General features: G+C 65.5%; 20 protein-coding genes. 12 read left to right on the top strand and 8 right to left on the bottom strand.

The genetic code is table 11. The annotated features are described in order from the left end of the window. Positions 1-16 precede the first annotated feature (16 nt). The 4 genes from BM282_RS00220 (at position 17) to BM282_RS00205 (ending at position 5,198) form a co-directional block, all read left to right on the top strand. On the top strand, positions 17-313 hold the full coding sequence (locus BM282_RS00220) for a hypothetical protein (RefSeq protein ID WP_089875635.1): 297 nt from the start codon (positions 17-19) through the stop codon (positions 311-313). After that, complete coding sequence (locus BM282_RS00215; RefSeq protein ID WP_089875633.1) at positions 313-1,278, top strand: ArsA family ATPase; 966 nt, start codon at positions 313-315, stop codon at positions 1,276-1,278. Before BM282_RS00220 ends, BM282_RS00215 begins: the two co-directional genes overlap by 1 nt. A gap of 387 nt (positions 1,279-1,665) precedes the next feature. After that, positions 1,666-3,477 (top strand): carbon starvation CstA family protein, encoded by a 1,812-nt coding sequence (locus tag BM282_RS00210; protein ID WP_089875631.1) that lies wholly within the window; start codon positions 1,666-1,668, stop codon positions 3,475-3,477. 353 nt (positions 3,478-3,830) lie between these two features. Beyond that, complete coding sequence (locus tag BM282_RS00205; protein WP_175501317.1) at positions 3,831-5,198, top strand: aminomethyltransferase family protein; 1,368 nt, start codon at positions 3,831-3,833, stop codon at positions 5,196-5,198. Between the two features lie 96 nt (positions 5,199-5,294). Here BM282_RS00205 and BM282_RS00200 read toward each other — a convergent pair whose 3' ends face one another. Both BM282_RS00200 and BM282_RS00195 read right to left on the bottom strand, forming a co-directional pair. Continuing rightward, positions 5,295-5,939: a hypothetical protein gene (locus BM282_RS00200; protein ID WP_089875629.1), complete on the bottom strand. Its 645-nt coding sequence runs from the start codon at positions 5,937-5,939 to the stop codon at positions 5,295-5,297. Then, the gene (locus tag BM282_RS00195) at positions 5,936-6,316 is read right to left on the bottom strand and encodes a cupin domain-containing protein (RefSeq protein ID WP_089875628.1); all 381 of its coding nucleotides are present in this window, start codon (positions 6,314-6,316) and stop codon (positions 5,936-5,938) included. Before BM282_RS00195 ends, BM282_RS00200 begins: the two co-directional genes overlap by 4 nt. Positions 6,317-6,452: 136 nt before the next feature. Between BM282_RS00195 and BM282_RS00190 the strand changes: the two genes are divergently transcribed. The 6 genes from BM282_RS00190 (at position 6,453) to BM282_RS00165 (ending at position 10,094) form a co-directional block, all read left to right on the top strand. Then, positions 6,453-6,629, top strand: coding sequence for a hypothetical protein (locus BM282_RS00190; protein WP_394327777.1), 177 nt, complete (start codon positions 6,453-6,455; stop codon positions 6,627-6,629). A 96-nt stretch (positions 6,630-6,725) separates the two neighbouring features. Then, positions 6,726-7,412 (top strand): DUF5828 family protein, encoded by a 687-nt coding sequence (locus BM282_RS00185; protein WP_089875625.1) that lies wholly within the window; start codon positions 6,726-6,728, stop codon positions 7,410-7,412. Between the two features lie 67 nt (positions 7,413-7,479). Continuing rightward, positions 7,480-7,722 (top strand): hypothetical protein, encoded by a 243-nt coding sequence (locus BM282_RS00180; protein ID WP_089875623.1) that lies wholly within the window; start codon positions 7,480-7,482, stop codon positions 7,720-7,722. Between the two features lie 56 nt (positions 7,723-7,778). Next, positions 7,779-8,153 (top strand): helix-turn-helix domain-containing protein, encoded by a 375-nt coding sequence (locus BM282_RS00175; protein WP_089875621.1) that lies wholly within the window; start codon positions 7,779-7,781, stop codon positions 8,151-8,153. A 114-nt stretch (positions 8,154-8,267) separates the two neighbouring features. Further along, entirely contained in the window at positions 8,268-9,533 is a 1,266-nt protein-coding gene (gene thrC, locus BM282_RS00170) for a threonine synthase (RefSeq protein ID WP_089875619.1), read from the top strand. Positions 9,534-9,617: 84 nt separating this feature from the next. After that, positions 9,618-10,094, top strand: coding sequence for a hypothetical protein (locus tag BM282_RS00165; protein ID WP_089875617.1), 477 nt, complete (start codon positions 9,618-9,620; stop codon positions 10,092-10,094). A gap of 34 nt (positions 10,095-10,128) precedes the next feature. Here BM282_RS00165 and serA read toward each other — a convergent pair whose 3' ends face one another. Further along, a complete protein-coding gene (gene serA, locus BM282_RS00160) occupies positions 10,129-11,721 on the bottom strand; it encodes a phosphoglycerate dehydrogenase (protein ID WP_089875615.1) in 1,593 nt (530 codons plus the stop codon). A gap of 151 nt (positions 11,722-11,872) precedes the next feature. Between serA and BM282_RS00155 the strand changes: the two genes are divergently transcribed. Further along, a complete protein-coding gene (locus BM282_RS00155; RefSeq protein WP_342712130.1) occupies positions 11,873-12,514 on the top strand; it encodes an RAD55 family ATPase in 642 nt (213 codons plus the stop codon). Between the two features lie 9 nt (positions 12,515-12,523). Here the strand turns inward: BM282_RS00155 and BM282_RS00150 are convergent, their stop codons facing one another. Further along, positions 12,524-12,973, bottom strand: coding sequence for a hypothetical protein (locus BM282_RS00150; protein WP_089875611.1), 450 nt, complete (start codon positions 12,971-12,973; stop codon positions 12,524-12,526). 105 nt (positions 12,974-13,078) lie between these two features. Here BM282_RS00150 and serB point away from each other — a divergent pair, with 105 nt between their 5' ends. Then, a complete protein-coding gene (gene serB, locus BM282_RS00145; RefSeq protein WP_089875609.1) occupies positions 13,079-13,726 on the top strand; it encodes a phosphoserine phosphatase SerB in 648 nt (215 codons plus the stop codon). 56 nt (positions 13,727-13,782) lie between these two features. On the opposite strand, the gene lpdA is transcribed toward serB, so the two are convergent. Genes lpdA through pdhA form a run of 4 tightly spaced genes read right to left on the bottom strand, consistent with a single transcriptional unit; the run spans position 13,783 to position 18,892 of the window. After that, a complete protein-coding gene (gene lpdA / locus BM282_RS00140; RefSeq protein WP_089875607.1) occupies positions 13,783-15,210 on the bottom strand; it encodes a dihydrolipoyl dehydrogenase in 1,428 nt (475 codons plus the stop codon). Next, the gene (locus BM282_RS00135) at positions 15,210-16,790 is read right to left on the bottom strand and encodes a dihydrolipoamide acetyltransferase family protein (protein WP_089875605.1); all 1,581 of its coding nucleotides are present in this window, start codon (positions 16,788-16,790) and stop codon (positions 15,210-15,212) included. The genes lpdA and BM282_RS00135 overlap by 1 nt, the downstream gene beginning before the upstream one ends. Before the next feature lie 3 nt (positions 16,791-16,793). Beyond that, a complete protein-coding gene (locus BM282_RS00130) occupies positions 16,794-17,789 on the bottom strand; it encodes an alpha-ketoacid dehydrogenase subunit beta (protein ID WP_089875603.1) in 996 nt (331 codons plus the stop codon). Then, positions 17,789-18,892 (bottom strand): pyruvate dehydrogenase (acetyl-transferring) E1 component subunit alpha, encoded by a 1,104-nt coding sequence (gene pdhA, locus BM282_RS00125; protein WP_089875601.1) that lies wholly within the window; start codon positions 18,890-18,892, stop codon positions 17,789-17,791. The genes BM282_RS00130 and pdhA overlap by 1 nt, the downstream gene beginning before the upstream one ends. Positions 18,893-19,074 lie beyond the last annotated feature (182 nt).

Genomic DNA, 19,074 nt, shown 5'->3' with positions numbered 1-19,074 from the left:
CGGGGTACGTGAACTAATGACACTTGCGGAGCGAATCGCGGAGTACCGCGACGTCGTCGAAGAGTGGCTCCGCGGCCTCTCGCACGGACTGTTCTCGCACCCGGCGTACGAGAAGATAGAGAAGGAAGCCGAAGACCAAGAGGACGCGTTCATGCTGGCGTGTTTCCCCGAGGCGTTCGGCATCCCGAGTCCCGTCTCCTACTACACCGCCGAACTCCTGCCGTACCTCGAAGACGAGTTCGAGGCGTGGGAGCGGCGGATGTGGGACCGCGGGTCGCTCCTCGAACGAAAGGGCCAGCAGTACCACTTCTGATGCGCAAGTTCGTCTTCTTCGGCGGGAAGGGCGGCGTCGGCAAGACCACGATGTCGTCTGCGTACGCGCTCAAATGCGCCCGCGCGGGTCTGCGAACGCTCATCGTCTCCACCGACCCGGCGCACAGCACCTCGGACGTGTTCGACCAACAGTTCGGCGACGACCCGCAGGCCGTCTCCGGCGAGGAGAACCTCTTCGCGATGGAGGTGGACCCGGACACCGAGGTGGAGAATCACCTGATGGAGACGAAACGAGCGATGGGCGACCAGGTGAGTGCCGCGATGGTCAACGAGATAGACCGGCAGATAGAGATGGCCCACCAGACGCCCGGCGCGTACGAAGCCGCGCTGATGGACCGCTTCATCGAGGTGATGCGCTCTTCGGAGGAGTTCGACCGCGTCGTCTTCGACACGTCGCCCACGGGCGGGACGCTCAGACTCCTCTCGTTACCGGACCTGCTCGAAGGCTGGATAGACCGCCTCGTTTACAAGCGCGAGAAGTCCATCGACCTCTACGAGAAGGCGGCGATAGGGAACAACGAACCGCGGCGCGTGATGGAGGGTGACCCCATCCTCGACCGTCTGCGGACCAGAAAACGGCGCTTCGAGTTCGCCGGAGAGACGCTCCGCGAGGACGCCGCGTTCTTCCTCGTGGTCAACCCCGACGAACTCTCGATTCGCGAGACGCGTCGGGCCGCCGACGAACTAACCGAGTACGGCCTCCTCGTCCGCGGCCTCGCCGTCAACCGTCTCACGCCCGAACCCGAGGACCACGAAGAAGGCCGCGGCGCGCGCTTCCTCCGCGATAGAGTCGAGACCGAACGCGAACGACTCCGCGAACTCCACGAGGAGTTCGACTATCCCGTCGTCGCCGAAATCGCCACGCGCGTCGCCGAGGTGAAAGGGAACTTCCTCGAGGAGGTGGCCGACGAACTCGACATCGACGTGACCGCAGCACCCGCGTAGTCCGATACGCTCGCGGCGTCGCTGGAGACGCGTTCGCGACGTACCCCGTCGACGCCGCCGCGGCCCGGTTCGCGGGCGACGACGAGACGACGTTCTCTCGTTCCGGCCGCCGAAGCGACCCCGAATCGCAGTGACGTTCGCATATACTTACTATTCGAACATCTGTTTCGCACGTCTCCGGCGAAACGACTACTCTCCCCGACTGACCTTGACATATACACAGTTTTTTATCATCCGAGTGTGCACACGGACACAATTCTTCGCGTCGAGAGAGAGCAAATACCGCCGAATTCTGTCGGTACAGACAACATTTCGGCCGATATCGGACGGTAACAATCGTTATCATTAAGTCACGGTTTTCCATGAAACTGAGTGAGGCACGACACCATGGTACAAGTAATCTGGCTGGTGGCGGCGGTGCTCGCACTGTTCACGGCGGGGTATCTCGGCTATTCGAGATACCTCGCACAGTTCGTCGAACTCGACGACAGTCGCGAGACGCCGGCCCACAAGTACGAAGACGGACAGGAGTACGTCCCGGCGAAGAAGCCGGTCCTACTGGGGCATCACTATTCGAGTATCGCGGGCGGCGCGCCCATCGTCGGTCCCATCACGGCGGGGGTCGTCTGGGGATGGGTCCCCGCCCTCGCGTGGATAGCCATCGGGAACCCCCTGATGGGGAGCGTCCACGACTTCGTCTCGCTGTCGGCGAGTCTCCGACACGAGGGGAAGTCCATCGGCTACATCATCGGCGAGTACGTCGGCGAACGCGGCAAGAACATGCTGCTGTGGTTCGCGTTCTTGACCATCATCCTCGTCGTGGCGGTGTTCGCCCTCGTCGTCGCCATCGTCTTCAACGCCTACCCCGAGGCGGCGACGGCGAGTCTGATATACATCGGTCTCGCCGTGCTGTTCGGCGCGTACCTCTACCAACTGAACCTCCCGTTCGTTCCCGGCACCGTGGCGTTCGTCGCCGCGATGTTCGTCGGCGTCTTCGTCGGGACGCAGTACCCCCTCGCGCTCTTCGAACCCGCCTCGCGCGCCCCGGCGGAGACGCTCGTGCTCTTCTCCGGCACCGCCTCGTGGCTGCCGGGTGCGAGCGCACTCGGTGCCAACACCGCCGCGTGGGTGCCCGTCATCCTCGTGTACGGTGCACTCGCCAGCGCGCTCCCGGTCTGGGTACTTCTCCAACCACGTGACTACCTCTCGTCGTTCCTCCTGTACACCGGCGTCGGTGGGGCACTCCTCGCCGTCATCGTCGGCACCGTGTTCGGGACGGCGAGCCAACCGCTCGTCACGAACCTCGAACCGTACTACGGCTTCATCGGCCGCGGCGGCGCGCCGTTGTTCCCGCTACTCTTCATCACCATCGCCTGCGGGACCATCAGCGGGTTCCACTCGCTGGTCTCTTCGGGCACCACCTCGAAGCAACTGAACCGCGAGTCCGACGCGCGCGTCATCGGCTACGGCGGGATGCTCGGCGAGGGCCTCCTCGCCACGGTGGCGCTCATCACCGTCGCGCTCGTCGCCCCCGAAGTCGGCGGCGGTATCGGCCTCGCGCTGCCGACGTTCGCGACGGGCGGCGGAATCCTGCTCACGAGTTTCGGCATCCCCGCCTCCTTCGGCGGGCCGTTCATGGCGCTCGTCCTCGTGAGCTTCCTTCTCACGTCGACGGACACCGCCGTCCGTCTCGGTCGGTACATGATGGAGGAGATAATCGGCACGCCCGAGTCCTCCGTCGAGTCGTTCGCGTCGAACCGCTACGGCAACGCCGTCGTCCAGGCGCTCCCGGCGTACGTCCTCATCACCAGCGGTTCGTGGCTGACGCTCTGGCAACTGTTCGGCGGCGCGAACCAACTGCTCGCCGCGCTCGCACTCCTCACCGCGACGGTGTGGCTGGCGAACTGGAGCGAGTCGAAACAGCTTATCAGCACGGGCGGTCCGATGGCGGTCATGACCGGCATTACGGTCGTCGGCCTGCTCTGGTTGGCGCTGCACGACAACGTCTACGCGAAGTTCCTCGATTCGGCGTGGATGGCCGAGGCGACGACGTTCGCGATGCTGTCTGCGGTGGTGCAGATACTCATCGCGTTCGTCCTCATCTACCTCGCGCTGTCGCTCGTCGTGATGGGTTACCGTAACATCCAGCGCGTCCGCGAGAACCCCGGCGAAGGCGGGTTCTCGCCGAGCGACGACTGAATCGTCGCGTCCGCGTTCGACGCCGTACCGCCGTCCCCGCCTCTTCTCTCCGTCGACTCGACGTCTCAGCGACCGCGACAGCGCGTTCGCGTTCGAGAGTACTCGACTCGGCGACGCCGGCGAAACTCCTGCCCCCATATAAACGGGTTATACGAATAAGCTACAGAACGATACGGCCACGGCCATGCTATCTACTGATATGGCACAGAATCACAATGCCGCCGGCCGAGCCAGAGCGACTGAACCACCGTTCTCCCTCCTCGTCGGGGTCACGGCGTTCACCGTCAGCCGACTCAGGCGTCTCCGGACGGCGCTCCTCGGACAGGCCACAGGACGACCGAAATAGATAGACGATGACGAGCAACAACCACCATCCGAACCATCCCGACGTCGACCAGTCGGACCGCACCATCCCGAGAAACCTCCGTCAGACGGGCGACGCGGACGTCGACCTCCTGATTACGACCCGCGTTCGGCAGTCGCCGTTCTGGCATCTCTCCGTCGAGGCGGGGTGTCGGCAGGCGACGGTCTACAATCACATGTACCACCCGCGAGGGTACATCGACCCCGACGAGGGCGGATTGGACGCCGAGTACGACATGCTGGTCAACGAGGTGACGCTGATGGACGTCGCAGTCGAGCGTCAGATTCGCGTCCAGGGGCCCGACGCCGAGGCGTTCGTCAACTACGTCATCACGCGCGACGCGACCGATATCGAGCCGATGCGCGGGAAGTACGCCATCTGCTGTAACCAGGACGGCGGTATCCTCAACGACTTCGTCCTCTTACGACTCGCCGAGGACGAGTTCTGGTTCTCCATCGCAGACGCCGACCTGAAACAGTGGCTGCAAGGGGTCACGGTCAACTCCGAGTTCGACGTCGACATCGACGAAATCGACGTCTCGCCGATGCAGGTTCAGGGCCCGAAATCGCCCGCCGTGATAGAGTCGCTCATCGGCGACGTTGTCGAAGACATCCCCTACTACGGACTGATGGAAGCCACGGTCAACGACGTCCCGGTGCTGGTGAGTCAGACCGGATTCTCCGGAGAGGCCGGATTCGAGATATACGTCCGCGAGGCGACGAAGAACGCCGAGGCAGTGTGGAACCCGGTGCTCGAAACGGTCGAAGCCCACGGCGGCGCGGCGACAGCGATATCCCATCAACGACGTATCGCTGCCGGAATCATGTCGCTGGGGCAGGACATGGACGACGAGACGTCGCCGTTCCAGGTTAACCTCGGCTATCAGGTCCCCGACGACAAGGACGCGGACTACGTCGGCAAAGCCGAACTGGAACGCCAGAAGGAGGCCATCGAGAACGGCGAGTTCCCGTTCACGCACAAACTGGTCGGCCTGAAGATGGCCGGCGAACCGATTCGAGACTACGCCCCCGACTTCTGGCTCGTTTCGGACCCGGAGACCGGCGAGGAGTGCGGCTATCTGACGTCGGCGTGGTGGAACCCGGAACTCGGGACCAACATCGGCCTCGGCTTCGTGCCGGCGGAGACGCTGCAGGACGAGACGGACGTTCCGCTCGACGACTCGATATACGACGCGGACGTCGACGCGGAGTTCGAAGTTCACCTCCCGGACGAGTACGCCGAGGAGGCCGGCGAACCCGTGTACGCGACGGTCGCGAAGGTTCCGTTCAAGGAGTCGGTCAACCCCAGCGCTCGCGAACAGGCCAAGATTCACGCCAGAGAGGAGACGAACGACTGAAGCGCCGGCCCGGAGTCGCGAGAACAGCGAGGAACGTTCCAGACGACAGAGCAACACCGTTCGTGACGACACACCGTTCGTCAGTACGGTTCCGACTCAGCGTCGGAGACGGTCCAGCACGCGCGAGACGATGCCGCGCCGCGCCGTCGGCGACACGTCGGTCCAGAGCGTGAACGCCTGCGCCACGTCGGCACCGCTACTCGCGACGACGTCTTCGTCCGCCGGCGCGACGACGGCGAGGTTCAGTTCGTAGTGGCCGTAGTAGCCGAGTTTGATGAGCGTCCGGTCGGCGAACTCGGAGACGAACGCTCGCACGTCCTCGGGTATCTCCTCGGCGACGAGGACGAACGTGAAGTCCGTCCCGAAGTGTTCTTCGTCGGCGTCGAACCACGCGCCGCTGTCGGCGAGTTCGTGGCCGAGTCCGACCAGTCGTTCCAACTCCGCGACGGTCGGACGGGCGACGCGACAGGCGAACAGGTACTCGTGGCTCTCGTGGTTCGCGTAGTTCAGCGCCGGGTGGAAGAAGTGCTTCTCCGACTCGATGCGCATCTCGCCGAACAGCGAGAACCGCTCGCCCGAGACGGACCGGTCTCGCTCCAGGTCGTAGTTGAACATGAGGCGGTCCGACACCCTGTCGAGGTAGTCGTCCTCCCAGTCGGGGACGCCCGAGAGGTCGATGCCCGCCTCCTCGGCGGCCGCCTTCGGGTCGAACGAGTCGTCGGCGTCGGCCGCCCCGCTCATTCCTCGGAGCCCTCGTACGGCTTCGCGTCGCCCGTCACCGCGGGCGCACCGATAGCGAGGAGTTCGACGGCTTCGGTCGCCGCCTCGGCGTTGTACGCTCGCTGTGGCGAGTTCGGTTCGACGCTGAACAGACAGCCCGCTTCGACTTCGTACGTCTGTTCGGGCGTCTCGACCGAGAGCGTCCCCGAGAGGACGTAGAACGCCTCTTCCTGCTCTTCGTGGTAGTGGTAGGCGAGCGGAATCTGCTGGCCCGGTTCCGCGCGAAACCGGTTGATGGCGACGTTTTCGAGTCCGGCGGCGTCGCTCACCCGACGCAGTTCGCAGTCTCTGTCGTCGGTCGTCTCCACCTCGTCGCAGTCCACGACACGGTATCCCATACCCACTGTCGTCTAGTCGCGTGTAAAAACGGCTCGGCTCTCGCGCGCTCCCCACCATTTATTCGTGAGCGTTCCGTACTCCACGTGAACAGTACCCATGTCCGGAAAGAAGACGGAGAGCTGTGGTCGGTGTGCGATGTCCACCGTCGTCGACACGGCGAGCGAGGGGTCAGAGACGGCGAACCCGTTCGACGGCGACCGAATCGAACTCTCGGACCGCGAACTTCGGGCCACGTCGCCCGGCGCGTGGCTATCCGGCGTCGTCTCTCGACTGGACGACGCCGCCTCGCGCCTCGTCTACGGGTCTCGCTGACCCGCCGGCGGGAACGATGCCCTGTCTCGCCACGCGCGCAGATACAACCTGCAAATAGAGTTTTATACGACTGCGAACTTACCACCCGTCAACGAGATGGAAGAGAGCGTTTCCGGCTTCAAAATGCGGGGGTCGTGGGGAGACGCCGTCGAACACGGCGAACGGATCACACTCGCACTCCGCGACGCCGGGGTCGAGAGTGCGGCGTTCGAGGAGTGGGACGAGTGGCGGCCGAAAGCCCACGAACGACTGAACGAGGACGTAAACGAGAAGACGGCGGCACAGGCGAGCGTCGGCGAGGGGCAGGGGGAGAAGGCCGGAAAAGACCCGAACGAAGACCTTCAGACGGCGGGTGAGAAGCTCTCGGAGTCGTACCAGAAGGTCGACGAGGGCGACAGCGACGGTGCGGTCGAACGCTGGAGCGAGTCCATCGGCTACGTCGCTCGCGCCGCCGACTCCGCCGGTCGGAAGGCGCTCAGAAAGGTCGAAGACACCGTCTACCGGAAGGTGATGACGCAACTCGCGCCGTACTACTTCGACAACGAACTCGTCAGCGCGAACATCCAGAAGTCCGCGCGCGGCGACGACGAGGTGACGTTCATCTTCGAGGTGAACATCAACGACGACGAGTTGAAGTCGCACGTCAGTCGCCGACTCGGCGAGTACGACGACGAGGTGGACCGCTGGCACGTCGACGTCGAGAAGGAGACGACGACGGCGGAGGCGGCAGAAGGCGTCGAAGCACCCGAGTCCGAACCGCAGTCGAAGTCGACGACGAACTGAGTAACCGTCGGCGGAGGCGACGGCGCAGACGGTACTCTCATACTTCTCAGGACCGTCGTACGAGTCGATGCCCGAGCCACTTCGTGCGAAGTCCGGCGAGTTGACCGTCGACGAGATTCTGGCGGCGGTTCGCGAGGGACGTCGCGTCCTCGTCGAGGCGGAGATGATGGGCAGTGTCCACGAAGTCTCGTTGCGACACGACGGGACGACGTTCTACTGCGACACGCCGACGACGCTGCACAAACACGAGGACGAAGAGGGGATGCGCAACTGCATCCTGAAGATGGGTTACGCCCGCGACGAGGAGTGACCGCGCTCGTTTCCGATGGCAGGTCCTTTTAATCGGACGGGCGGAGTATACTCCGTATGAGCGATGCGCCAGACATGGGGGAACTCATCGAGACGGACGACCCCAGTTTCCAGCACGTCCTCGCGTGCGTGTTCGGTATCCAACAGCACGAGAGTCGGACGTACATCACCCTCCTCGACAACCCCGGGAGCACCGTCGCCGAACTCGCGGAACTCCTCGACAGAGACCGGAGCAACGTCAACCGCTCGTTGACGACGCTGATGGACAAGAACCTCGCCGACAGAGAGCGCCGTCTGTTGGACCCCGGCGGCTACGTCTACCAGTACACCGGAACGCCGCTTCCGGAGGCCAAGGAGATGCTCCACGCCGCCTTAGACGAGTGGGCCGAACAGGTCCACGAGAGCATCGACCAGTACGGTCGCGAGGAGTAGTCGTCCGGCCCCGCTTCCTCGCGGGTCGCCTCGCACCGACACGTCGGGTTCGCCTCGCTGGCAGTACGCGCCCGAACCGTCTCGCTTTTGCCCGCCGAACGTCACGCTCCGACAATGAGCCTCGAACTCACCGCTCCCGCGCCGGAGGTGCCGGACGTGGCAGACGACGGCGTCTGGCTGGAGTGTATCGAGACGGGCGAGACGTACGCCCCCTTCGACGAGATTCGGTATACCAGCGACGGCGGCCACCTCCTCGAAGTGCGCTACGCGGACCCGCCGACGTTCGAAGACTTCGAGGGGGAAGGCCGCGGCGTCTGGCGATACCGCTCGGCGCTCCCGTTCGAGGAGGGCGTCAGCCTCCCCGAGGGCGACACGCCGCTTCACGAGGCCCCGCGACTGGAGGACGCCATCGGCGTTCGGAACCTCCGAATCAAGCACGAGGGGATGAACCCGACGGGCAGTTTCAAAGACCGCGGGATGACCGTCGGCGTGCGCGTCGCGAAGGAACTCGGCGTGAACCGCCTCGCGTGTGCCTCCACCGGCAACACCTCCGCGGCACTCGCCGCCTACGGGGCCCGCGGCGGGATGGAGACGCTGGTGCTCCTCCCGTCCGGAAAGGTCGCCGCCGGGAAGATAGCGCAGGCCGCCCTCCACGACGCGCGCATCCTCGAAGTCGACGGTAACTTCGACGCCTGCCTCGACATCGTTCAGGACCTCGCGCAACGCGGCGAAGTCTACCTCCTGAACTCGCTGAACCCCTTCCGACTGGAGGGCCAGAAGACCATCGGATTGGAGATTTTAGAGGCGTTCCAGACCGACTACGGCCGGTTCCCGGACCGAATCGTCCTCCCCGTCGGCAACGCGGGCAACACCGCCGCACTGTACAAGGCGTTCCGCGAACTCGTCCAGTCGGGCGCACTCGACCCCGAGGAGGTGCCGAAACTCACCGGCGTCCAGGCCGAGGGCGCGGCCCCGATGGTCGAAGCCGTCGAGAACGGGTGGGAGGACACGAAGCGCTGGGACGAGGTGGAGACGCGCGCGACGGCCATCCGCATCGGCAACCCCGTCAACGCGCCGAAGGCACTCCCCGGCATTCGCGGCACGGGCGGCACCGCCGTCGCCGTCTCCGACGAGGAGATCACGACCGCACAGCGCGACTTGGCCAGAGAGGGTATCGGGGTCGAACCCGCCTCCGCGGCGTCCGTCGCCGGCCTGCGTAAACTTCGCCACGAGGGCGTCGTCTCCGCCGACGAAGACGTGGTCTGTCTCACCACCGGCCACCTCCTCAAAGACCCCGACGCGGCGTTCGAGGCCGGCGGCGAACCCGAACCCGTCGCCAACTCGACCGAGAAGGTCCTCGAACACATCGGTGCGGAGTAAGAAAACGAGACTCTCAAACCTTCTAACTGGTGAATGACGCGAGTCTGACGTAGCTTCTTGCCGTCGTGGTACTTCGTGACAGTCATGCCCTCGCCAACGTTTCCGACCGGGACGGTGAGCGGTGAGTCGCTCGGGGGGCGGACGTTCCCTCCACGCGACGGGCGCGCCGTCGAACGCGTCCGCGACTCCCCACCCGAGGCCGAAACCGAAACCGAAGCGCCGACGACGCGGAGACGACCCGAGTCGCCCTCGACGGAACTGGAACGACTCCGCCGAGAGAACGCCGAACTCCGTCGCGCCCTTCAGCAGACGCGAAAACAGCGACAGGACGTCATCGACCGATACGAACGACTTCTCGACGACTCGGCCGGCGTCTCCCCGAAAGCCGCGGACGCGACGAACGCGCCGCCGGACCCGATGGACCTCGCGACGGCACCGCCGACGCCGACGCAGTCGCTCACGGACCGCCTCGGAGCCGAGTTCGAAGAACTGTGGCAGCGCCTCGAAGCCGGGTTCGAGACGACGCGGCGGCGACTCGAACGCCGCTACCGACGCCGGTGACTGTCGCGCCGCGGACGTCTCGCCTCCGAGCGCTTCACTCGTCCGCGCCGTTCAGCGTGAGATACTTGACGTCGGTTATCCGGTCGTCCGCGAGCAGTTTCTCTCTGACCGCGTCCGGGACGGGGTCGTCGAGGTTGTAGACGGTTATCGCTTCGCCGCCCTCGACGGAGCGACGGGCGTTGAACATCCCCGCGATGTTGACGTCGTTCTCGCCGAGGACGGTTCCGATGAAGCCGATGACGCCCGGTTTGTCGTAGTTGCGCGCGACGAGCATCTGTCCGTGCGGGATGGCGTCGACGCGGAAGCCGTCGATGCGGACGATGCGCGGGTCGTCGCCCGCGAACAGGGTCCCGCAGACGCTGAGCGACTCCTCGTCGTCGCCGACGGCGACGGTGACGAGACTCTGGAAGTCCTCCGCCTGCCGGGTCTTCGACTCCGTCACCTCGATACCGCGCTCTTCGGCGATTCGCGGCGCGTTGACGGCGTTGACCTGCCACTCCAGCGGTTCGAAGACGCCTTTCAGCGCCGAGGCGGTGACGAGTTCGACGTCCTCTTCGGCGACGTCGCCCGCGTACGACACTTCGACCGAGGAGATGCGACCGTCGAACAGTTGGGCCGCTATCTTGCCCGCCGTCTCCGCGAGGTCGATGTACGGACGGATGCGCGGGAAGGCGCTCTGGTCCACCGACGGCGCGTTGAGGGCGTTTATCACGGGTTCGCCGTTGAACGCGGCGTCTATCTGGTCGGCGATGGACGTCGCGACGTTCTCCTGGGCCGCCTCCGTGGACGCGCCGAGGTGCGGCGTGACGACGACGTTCTCCACGTCGAGGAGGGGGTTGTCCTCGGAGACGGGTTCCTCGGCGAACACGTCGATTGCGGCGCCGTCCAGCGTCCCGTTCTCGACGGCGACGGCGAGTGCCGCCTCGTCGACGACGCCGCCGCGAGCGCAGTTGACGAGGTAGCCGCCGCCCATCAGTTCCAACTCGTCGGTCGAGATGAGGTCCTTCGTCTCGGGCGTCAACGGCGTGTGGACCGTCAGGAAGTCCGCGCGTTCGAGACACGCCTCGAACTCCACGAGTTCGGCCCCGAGTCGTTCGGCGCGGTCCTCGCTGATGTAGGGGTCGTAGGCGACGAGGTCCATCCCGAGGCCGTCGAGGCGTTTCGCCACCTCCTGGCCGACGCGGCCGAGACCCACGATACCGAGCGTCTTCGCGTTCAGTTCGGTTCCGAGGTAGTCGGACTTGGCCCACTCGCCCGCCTTGAGTCGGGCGTGCGCCTGCGGAATCGACCGGGCGGCGGCGAACGCCATCGCGACGGTGTGTTCGGCGGCGGCGCGGACGTTCCCCTCCGGCGCGTTGGCGACGATGACTCCGTGTTCGGTGGCGGCGTCGATGTCGATGTTGTCGACGCCGATGCCCGCGCGGCCGACGATGACGAGGTCCGGGGCGGCCTCGAACACCGCGTCGGTCACCTGCGTCCCGGAGCGAACGACGAGTCCGTTCGCGTCCGAGACGGCGTCTAGCAGTGCGTCACCCGTTACGTCGTAGGCGGTCTCGACTTCGTGACCCGCTTCACGAAGGCGTTCCAGACCCGCGTCGTCGATGGGGTCTGTGACGAGTACCTTCATGCGCGTACTCACCGTAGGTTGGGGGTTAAGGGTTTCTTCGACGGCGGTATTAGCTGTGTGAAGTGCTCTCGTCCGTCATATCGACGTCGGGAGGCACTCGAAACCAATAATGGGTATCGGTGGTTATCACTCGACAGTGTCGCAGCCGACGGTGCCGGACGGACTCTCGGATATCCTCTCGATACCGGCGGGAACGAGCGTCCTCGTGACCGGCCCGGTCATGACCAGCAAACGGCGTCTCATGTACGCGCTCTTGGCGGCGGGCGACGCGGCGTCCCGCGGAACCACCGTCGTCACGACGCGGAAACCGGCCCACGTCGTCGAACGCGAGTTTCGTTCGTTCGCCGACGTGTCGTCCGAACGACTCACCGTCGTCGACTGTCTCAGCCACGGCGGGTTCGGCGACGACGAAGGCGGCCCGATGCGACGGTTCGTCTCCAGTCCGGGCGACCTGACCGGTATCGGTATCGCACTCACGGAGTTCATGCGCCGGTACCACGACGAGGGAATCGCTGCCCGCATCGGCTTGCACTCGCTGTCGACGATGCTGATGTACTCGGACCTCAAACGCGTCTTCCAGTTCCTCCACGTCGTCACCGGGCGTATCGCGGCGCTCGAGTTCACGGGCGTCTTCGTTCTCGACGAAAAAGTGGTCTCGGAACGCGACGAGAGTATCCTCTTGCAGGCGTTCGACGCCGTCGTGGAGGTGCGACAGCGAGAGACGCTGGAAGTCCGCGTCCGCGGTGCCGACTACGGGCCGCGCGCGTGGACGCCCGTCAGTATCGACGACTGAGCGGAGCGGTCAGTAGAGGTGTTCCATCGCCGCGTCGACCAACGGCGACGCGCGACGGTCGAACGTCGCGACGACGCCGGACCACTCCGACAGCGGGTAGATGGCGACGATGGCGTTCTCGTACCACCGGACCGTCGCGTCCAGTTCGCCGAAATCTTCGAGCGTGTCGTCCGAACGGGGGTCCGACAGCCCCTTCATCGCGAACGACTTGATGCGCTCGCGGTTCTCCGCCTCGGTAAACTGGCGCTGTATCTCTTCTCGGAGGTAGAGAATATCGCAACTCCCGGCGTCGTACCACCCGATTCCGCGCACCGCCTCGTCGTTGGTCGCACGGAGTTGTCGGACGAACGCGTCGAGTGCGTCACCGGGGCGTGCTCCCTTCGCCTCGATATCCTCGCGGAGTTCTTGCTCCACGTCGGGGAGGTCTTCTTCACCGTCGGCGTCCGGAAGGCTAGCCATTACAGACTGTCTTTGCTGGAAGAACAAATAATTAATTGTCGAGTCTGTGGGCTTGAATACTGACGAGATGGGTGGTTTCAAACCGCCCGCAAGCGAGTACCCGGTATGCGACTCGTGGCCTTCGACTTCGACGGAACGCTCTCTGACTCGGAGATGACTGTCCTCCTCGGCCGCCGGATGGACGTGGCCGACGAGATGGCCGACATCACCGAACGTGCGATGAACGACGAGATGTCCTACGCCGACAGTCTCCGCCGCCGCGCGAAACTCCTCGACGGTCTCGAAGAGGAAGACGCCGAGGAGGCGTACGGCGAGGTGACGCTCCGACCGGGTGCCGCCGAACTCATCGCTCGCCTCCGGGCCGCCGGACACCACGTCGCCATCCTCACCGGCGGCTTCGAACGCGGCGTCGAACGCGCCTTAGAGAAGGAAGGCGTCGAGGTGGACTCCATCGTCGCCAACCGCCTCCCCGTCGAGGGGGGACGCCTCACGGGCGAGGTGGACGGACCGCTCATCGAGGGGACGAAAGACACGGCACTGGAGGAGTTAGCCGACGAACTCGGCGTGAAACTCTCTCGAACCATCGCCGTCGGCGACGGCGCGAACGACCTCCCGATGCTGGAAGTCGCGGGCCTCTCCGTCGGGTTCGTCCCGAAACCCGCCGTTCGCTCGTCCTGCGACGTGGTGGTCGCTTCGATGTACCGCCTCGGGAAGGTCTTGGAGGGCTACAACGTCGTCAAGCGCCGCGACTGACGCTCTTCGAGACGAGTTCGACGGCTGAAAAATCCCGCACCGGTCGATTCGGCCGACTACCGATTCAGCGTGTGAATCGCCTGCCCTTGCGCGTTCTCGGCGGCTTCCATGACGGCTTCGGCCAGCGTCGGGTGGGTGTGGATGGTGCCCGCGACGTCTTCGAGCGTCGCGCCCATCTCGACGGCGAACGCGAGTTCGGCGACGAGTTCCGAGGCTTCCGGACCGACTATCTGGCCGCCGAGGACGAATCCGCTCTCCTCGTCGGCGACGATTCGGGCGAAGCCGTCGGTGTGACCCGTCGTCATCGCGCGGCCGGAGGCGTTGAACGGCATCGTGCCGACGACGGGGGTAAAGCCCGCCTCTTCGGCCTCCGCCTCGGTCATCCCCACGGTGCCTATCTCGGGGTCGGTGAACACCGCGGCGGGGACGGCTTGGGCGTCGTAGGCGACGGGTTCGCCCGCGACGTGTTCGGCGGCGACGATGCCCTCTTTCGACCCGACGTGCGCGAGCATCGGCGAGTCCGCGACGACGTCGCCGACGGCGTAGATGTGTTCGACCGAGGTACGCATCCGGTCGTCCGTCTCCAAGAAGCCGTTCTCCGTGGCTTCGAGGCCGGCGTTCTCGATGTCGAGCGTGTCGGTCACCGGTGACCGGCCGACGGCGACGAGCACCTTGTCCGCGCGGTACGTCGACGTCTCGCCGTCTTCGGTCTCCGTCTCGACGACCACGTCGTCGCCGTCGGGCGACCATCCGCTCGCGCCTTCGCCGAAGTGGAAGTCGATACCGAGACTCTCGGCGCGCTTACGCACGACGCGCGCCACGTCGTCCTCGTAACCGGGGAGAACGTCGTCGAGCATCTCCACGACGGTGACGTCCGCGCCGAGTTTGGCGAACGTCGTCGACAGTTCCATGCCGATGTAGCCCGCGCCGACGACGACGAGTCGGTCGGGGACCGACTCGGTGGCGAGGGCGTCGCGCGACGACCAGACCGGGTCGTCGGCGAACTCGAACCCCGGAATCTGGATGGGCCGAGAGCCGGTGGCGACGATGCAGTGTTCGAACTCCACCGTCTCGGAGCCCTGTCCCTCGCCGCCGTGTTCGATGCGCACCGCGCCGTCGTCTTTGAACCGCGCCGTCCCCTCGATGAGGTTGACGCCGTTCGCCTTGCACAGTTTCTCGACGCCGCCGGTCAGTTGGTCGACCACGCCGTCTTTCCAGTTGCGCAGTTGGGACATGTCCACCGCCGGACTGGCGTGGATACCCATCTCTTCGGCGTGGCCCGCCTCGTGCGCCAGCGACGACGCCGTGATGAACGCCTTCGAGGGGATACAGCCGTGGTTCAGACACGTCCCGCCGTAGGCGTCTTTTTCGACCAGCGTCGTGTCCAGTCCGTGTTGCGCCGCGCGGATGGCGGCGACGTAGCCGCCCGGACCCGCGCCGATTATCAGTACTTCCGTCCCCGTCGAGATATCTCCAACGACCATTATTCGAGCATCAGGAGTTTGGGGTTCGAGAGGTACTCCTCGACCTTGTTCGTGAAGCGAGCGCCGACGGCACCGTCGACGATGCGGTGGTCGAACGACAGCGACAGCGTGAGCATCTTCCGCGGGACGATGTCGCCGTCGACCACCTGCGGTTTCTCCTTTATCGACCCCAGCGCGAGGATGCCCACCTCGGGGTAGTTGATGATGGGCGTCGCGTACTCGCCGCCGATGCCGCCGATGTTGGTGATGGTGAAGGTGCCGCCCTGCATCTCCTCGCGGGATATCTTGCGGTCTCTGGCCTTCTCCACCTTCTCGTTCATGTCGCGCGAGAGGTCGAGCAGTCCCATCCCGTCCGCACCGTGGACGACGGGGACCATGAGGCCCACGTCCGTCGCGGTGGCGACGCCGACGTTGTACTCGTCGCGGAGGACTATCTCCTCGTTCTCCTCGTCGAGTTGGGAGTTCATGAACGGGAACTCCTTCAGGGCCGCGACGACGGCCTTCATCACGAACGGCATGTAGGTGAGCTTCACGCCCTGCTCTTCTGCGAGCGGTTTCAGCTCCTCTCGCAGTTCGACGAGTTCGGTCACGTCCACCTCGTCGTGGTGGGTGACGTGCGGCGCGGTGTACTTCGAGCGCTGCATCTGCTCGCCGATGGCCCGGCGGACGCCCCGGTAGGGGACGCGTTCGCCCGCCATCGGTGCGCCGTCGTCGGCCGACGTTTCGGCCTCGCCGGCACCCGCTTCCTCGGAGAGCGCCTGCGCGTCGGCCTCCTGCGCCTGCCGCTGCTGTTCGGCGTACTGCTGGACCGCGGCGGCGGTGACGAACGCCTCGCCGTCACGCTGTTCGGTCGCGGGTACGTCGTCGATGTTCACGCCCTCCTCGTCGGCGAGGCGGCGCGTCGCCGGCGCGGCCAGCGTCCTGGCGCGCCCGGCGGCCTCTGCAGACGCCGCCCCGGCGGTCTTGCCGTTGCCGGCGTCGCCGGACTTCGAGACGGCAGAGTTGCCCGAGAACGAGACGTTCCGGGGGCCGTCGTCGTCGGCGTCCGCGTCGTCGCCGCCGGAGTCCGCGGCGCGCACGTCCGACTCGGTGACCCGACCGCTCGGGCCGCTTCCCGAGACGGACGCGATGTCGACGCCGAGTTCACGAGCGAGCCGGCGGACGCTCGGCGACGCGAAGACGCGGCCCGACGGCGTCTCCGTCTCGCTCTCGGCTGTCGTCTCGGCCGCCTCGCTCTCGGCTGTCGTCTCGGCCGCCGTCTCGCTCTCGGCTGTCGTCTCGGCCGCCTCGCTCTCGACGTCCGGTTCGGCCTCGGACGCGCCCGCCTCGTCCTCCTCACCCTCGACTTCGAAGGTGATGATGACGTTGCCGACGGGGACCATCTCGCCCTCTTCGGCGCGGAGTTCGCTCACGGTCCCGTCGTACGGGGAGGGGACGTCCACCAGTGCCTTGTCCGTCTCCACCTCGGCGACGACTTGGTCTTCCGTGACCGTGTCGCCGGGCGAGACGTGCCACGTGACGAGTTCGCCCTCGGCGACGCCCTCGCCCACGTCCGGCAGTTTGAATTCCTTGATAGCCATCGTTCAGAACTCCACCGCGTCGCGGATACCTTCTTCGACCCGTGCGACCGACGGGAGGTAGTAGTCTTCGAGCGCGTACAGGGGGTACGGAACGTCGTAGCCGGCGATACGCTCGACCGGTGCCTCCTGGTAGAGCAGCGCTTCCTCCTGAATCGTCGCCGTAATCTCCGCGCCGAGGCCGGCCGTCTTCGGTGCCTCGTGGACGACGGCGGCGCGGCCCGTCTTCTTGAACGACTCGACCACCGTCTCTTTGTCCATCGGCGAGACGGTCCGGAGGTCGACGACTTCGACGCTGATTCCCTCCTCGTCGAGGTTCTCGGCCGCGTCGAGCGTCGGCCGCGTCATCGCGCCGTAGGTGTAGACGGAGATGTCGGTGCCCTCGCGGCGAACGGACGCCTCGCCGATGGGGATTTCGTAGTCGCCCTCGGGCACGTCGCCGCGGAAGGCGCGGTAGATGAGTTTCGGTTCGAGGAAGATGACCGGGTCGGGGTCGCGAATCGCGGAGATGAGCAGTCCCTTCGTGTCGTACGGCGTGGAGGGGATGACCACCTTCAGGCCGGACTCGTGGGTGTAGAACGCCTCCTTCGACTCGGAGTGGTGTTCGGGCGCGCGGATGCCGCCGCCGTAGGGGGCGCGGACGACGAGGGGACAGGTGAACCGACCGCGACTCCGGTTTCGGAGGCGCGCCGCGTGACTCACTATCTGGTCGAACGCGGGGTACATGAAGCCGGAGAACTGCATCTCCGCGACGGGACGCATCCCCATCGTCGCCATGCCGATGGCCGTCCCGGCGATGCCGGACTCCGCGAGTGGCGTGTCGATGACCCGGTCGTCGCCGAACTCGTCCCAGAGGCCTTCCGTCGCGCGGAAGACGCCGCCGTTCTTCCCGACGTCCTCGCCCATGACGACCACTCGGTCGTCGGCCTGCATCTCGGTGTAGAGACCGTCTCGTACCGCCTGTACCAACGTGAGGTTCTGTGTCTGCTGACTCTGACTCATTATTCTCTGAGGAATCCTTCGTCGCCGTGCTTCTCGTACAGTTCCGCGAACTCGTCCGCCTGCGCCCGAATTTCGGGCGTCATCTCGGCGAACACGTTGTTGAACATCTCTTCGGGTTCGGGGCGCGGTTCGGCCTCCGCCTCCTTGATGGCCGTCGCGACTTGGTCTTCGACCTCCGCGTGGATGGCGTCGACCTTCTCGTCGTCTAAGCGTCCGGTGTCGCGGAGGAATCGCTCCAGACGCGGGATGGGGTCCTTCTTCTTCCACTGCTCCACTTCGTCGGAGTCGCGGTAGACGGTGGGGTCGTCCGCCGTCGTGTGCGCGCCGAAGCGGTACTGCACCGCCTCGATGAGCGTCGGACGACGTTCTCCCTCGCCGGGGTTCTTCGCCTTCTCGACGGCCGCGCGCGTCGCCGCGTAGACGGCGAGAGGGTCCATGCCGTCCACTTGGACGCCTTCGAAGCCGTAGGCGACGGCCTTCTGTGCGATGGTCGCCGAGGCCGTCTGGCGTTCGCGCGGGACCGAGATGGCCCACTGGTTGTTGTTGCAGAAGAACACGTTCGGCGTGTCGAACACGCCGGCGAAGTTCAGCCCCTCGTGGAAGTCGCCCTCGGAGGTGCCGCCGTCGCCGAAGTAGCAGATGACGGCCTCGTTCTTGTCCTGCAGTTTCTTCGCCCACGCCGCGCCCGTGGCGTGGAGAATCTGCGTGGCGATGGGGACGGCTACGGGGAACATGTTCACGTGGTCGGGAATCTGATTACCCTTCTCGTGGCCCATCCAGTAGAGGAGGGTGCGCTTCAGCGGCAGACCGCGGTGGAGGGCCGCCCCGTGTTCGCGGTAACTCGGGAACATCCAGTCCTCTTCGTCGAGTGCGAACGCACTGCCTATCTGCGCTCCCTCTTGGCCCGAGAGCGGGGGATACGTCCCCATCCGACCCTGCCGCTGGAGGCTCACGGCGCGGGTGTCGAAGTGGCGGGCGAGATACATCTCGCGGTACATGGTCACCAACTCGTCGTCGCTCAGGTCCGGGACCTCGCCGACCGGTTCGCCGTCCTCGTCGAGGACGCGAAGCATGTCCTGCGGGTCTCGCTGTAGTACGCTCATGGGTGTACCCACCTGTTCATGTTGCGCACGTCTCCCGGACCGCGTATAGTGTTTTCGTAAATAGTTTACTATGGGAAGAAATACTGCCGCCCACGCGAAAACCGTCCATCCTTGGGGGTAAAAAATCGAATCTTACAATTTATGCCCCGGCACGGCGACGATTCCTCCTCCGATAGTTCGCT

The organism is Halogeometricum limi, assembly GCF_900115785.1.
Classification (GTDB): Archaea; Halobacteriota; Halobacteria; order Halobacteriales; family Haloferacaceae; genus Halogeometricum; species Halogeometricum limi.
The sequence above is the reverse complement of the archived record's forward strand: the minus strand, read 5'-3'. Positions and strand labels throughout refer to the sequence as shown.

Coding starts and splice junctions, on each gene's coding strand:
- BM282_RS00175 (WP_089875621.1), top strand. CDS start 7,779: ATGAGCGATGCGCCAGACATGGGGGAACTCATCGAGACGGACGACCCC.
- BM282_RS00180 (WP_089875623.1), top strand. CDS start 7,480: ATGCCCGAGCCACTTCGTGCGAAGTCCGGCGAGTTGACCGTCGACGAG.
- serB (WP_089875609.1), top strand. CDS start 13,079: ATGCGACTCGTGGCCTTCGACTTCGACGGAACGCTCTCTGACTCGGAG.
- BM282_RS00215 (WP_089875633.1), top strand. CDS start 313: ATGCGCAAGTTCGTCTTCTTCGGCGGGAAGGGCGGCGTCGGCAAGACC.
- BM282_RS00135 (WP_089875605.1), bottom strand. CDS start 16,790: ATGGCTATCAAGGAATTCAAACTGCCGGACGTGGGCGAGGGCGTCGCC.
- BM282_RS00200 (WP_089875629.1), bottom strand. CDS start 5,939: ATGAGCGGGGCGGCCGACGCCGACGACTCGTTCGACCCGAAGGCGGCC.
- BM282_RS00150 (WP_089875611.1), bottom strand. CDS start 12,973: ATGGCTAGCCTTCCGGACGCCGACGGTGAAGAAGACCTCCCCGACGTG.
- BM282_RS00195 (WP_089875628.1), bottom strand. CDS start 6,316: ATGGGATACCGTGTCGTGGACTGCGACGAGGTGGAGACGACCGACGAC.
- thrC (WP_089875619.1), top strand. CDS start 8,268: ATGAGCCTCGAACTCACCGCTCCCGCGCCGGAGGTGCCGGACGTGGCA.
- BM282_RS00210 (WP_089875631.1), top strand. CDS start 1,666: ATGGTACAAGTAATCTGGCTGGTGGCGGCGGTGCTCGCACTGTTCACG.
- BM282_RS00165 (WP_089875617.1), top strand. CDS start 9,618: ATGCCCTCGCCAACGTTTCCGACCGGGACGGTGAGCGGTGAGTCGCTC.
- serA (WP_089875615.1), bottom strand. CDS start 11,721: ATGAAGGTACTCGTCACAGACCCCATCGACGACGCGGGTCTGGAACGC.
- BM282_RS00130 (WP_089875603.1), bottom strand. CDS start 17,789: ATGAGTCAGAGTCAGCAGACACAGAACCTCACGTTGGTACAGGCGGTA.
- pdhA (WP_089875601.1), bottom strand. CDS start 18,892: ATGAGCGTACTACAGCGAGACCCGCAGGACATGCTTCGCGTCCTCGAC.
- lpdA (WP_089875607.1), bottom strand. CDS start 15,210: ATGGTCGTTGGAGATATCTCGACGGGGACGGAAGTACTGATAATCGGC.
- BM282_RS00190 (WP_394327777.1), top strand. CDS start 6,453: ATGTCCACCGTCGTCGACACGGCGAGCGAGGGGTCAGAGACGGCGAAC.
- BM282_RS00185 (WP_089875625.1), top strand. CDS start 6,726: ATGGAAGAGAGCGTTTCCGGCTTCAAAATGCGGGGGTCGTGGGGAGAC.
- BM282_RS00205 (WP_175501317.1), top strand. CDS start 3,831: ATGACGAGCAACAACCACCATCCGAACCATCCCGACGTCGACCAGTCG.
- BM282_RS00220 (WP_089875635.1), top strand. CDS start 17: ATGACACTTGCGGAGCGAATCGCGGAGTACCGCGACGTCGTCGAAGAG.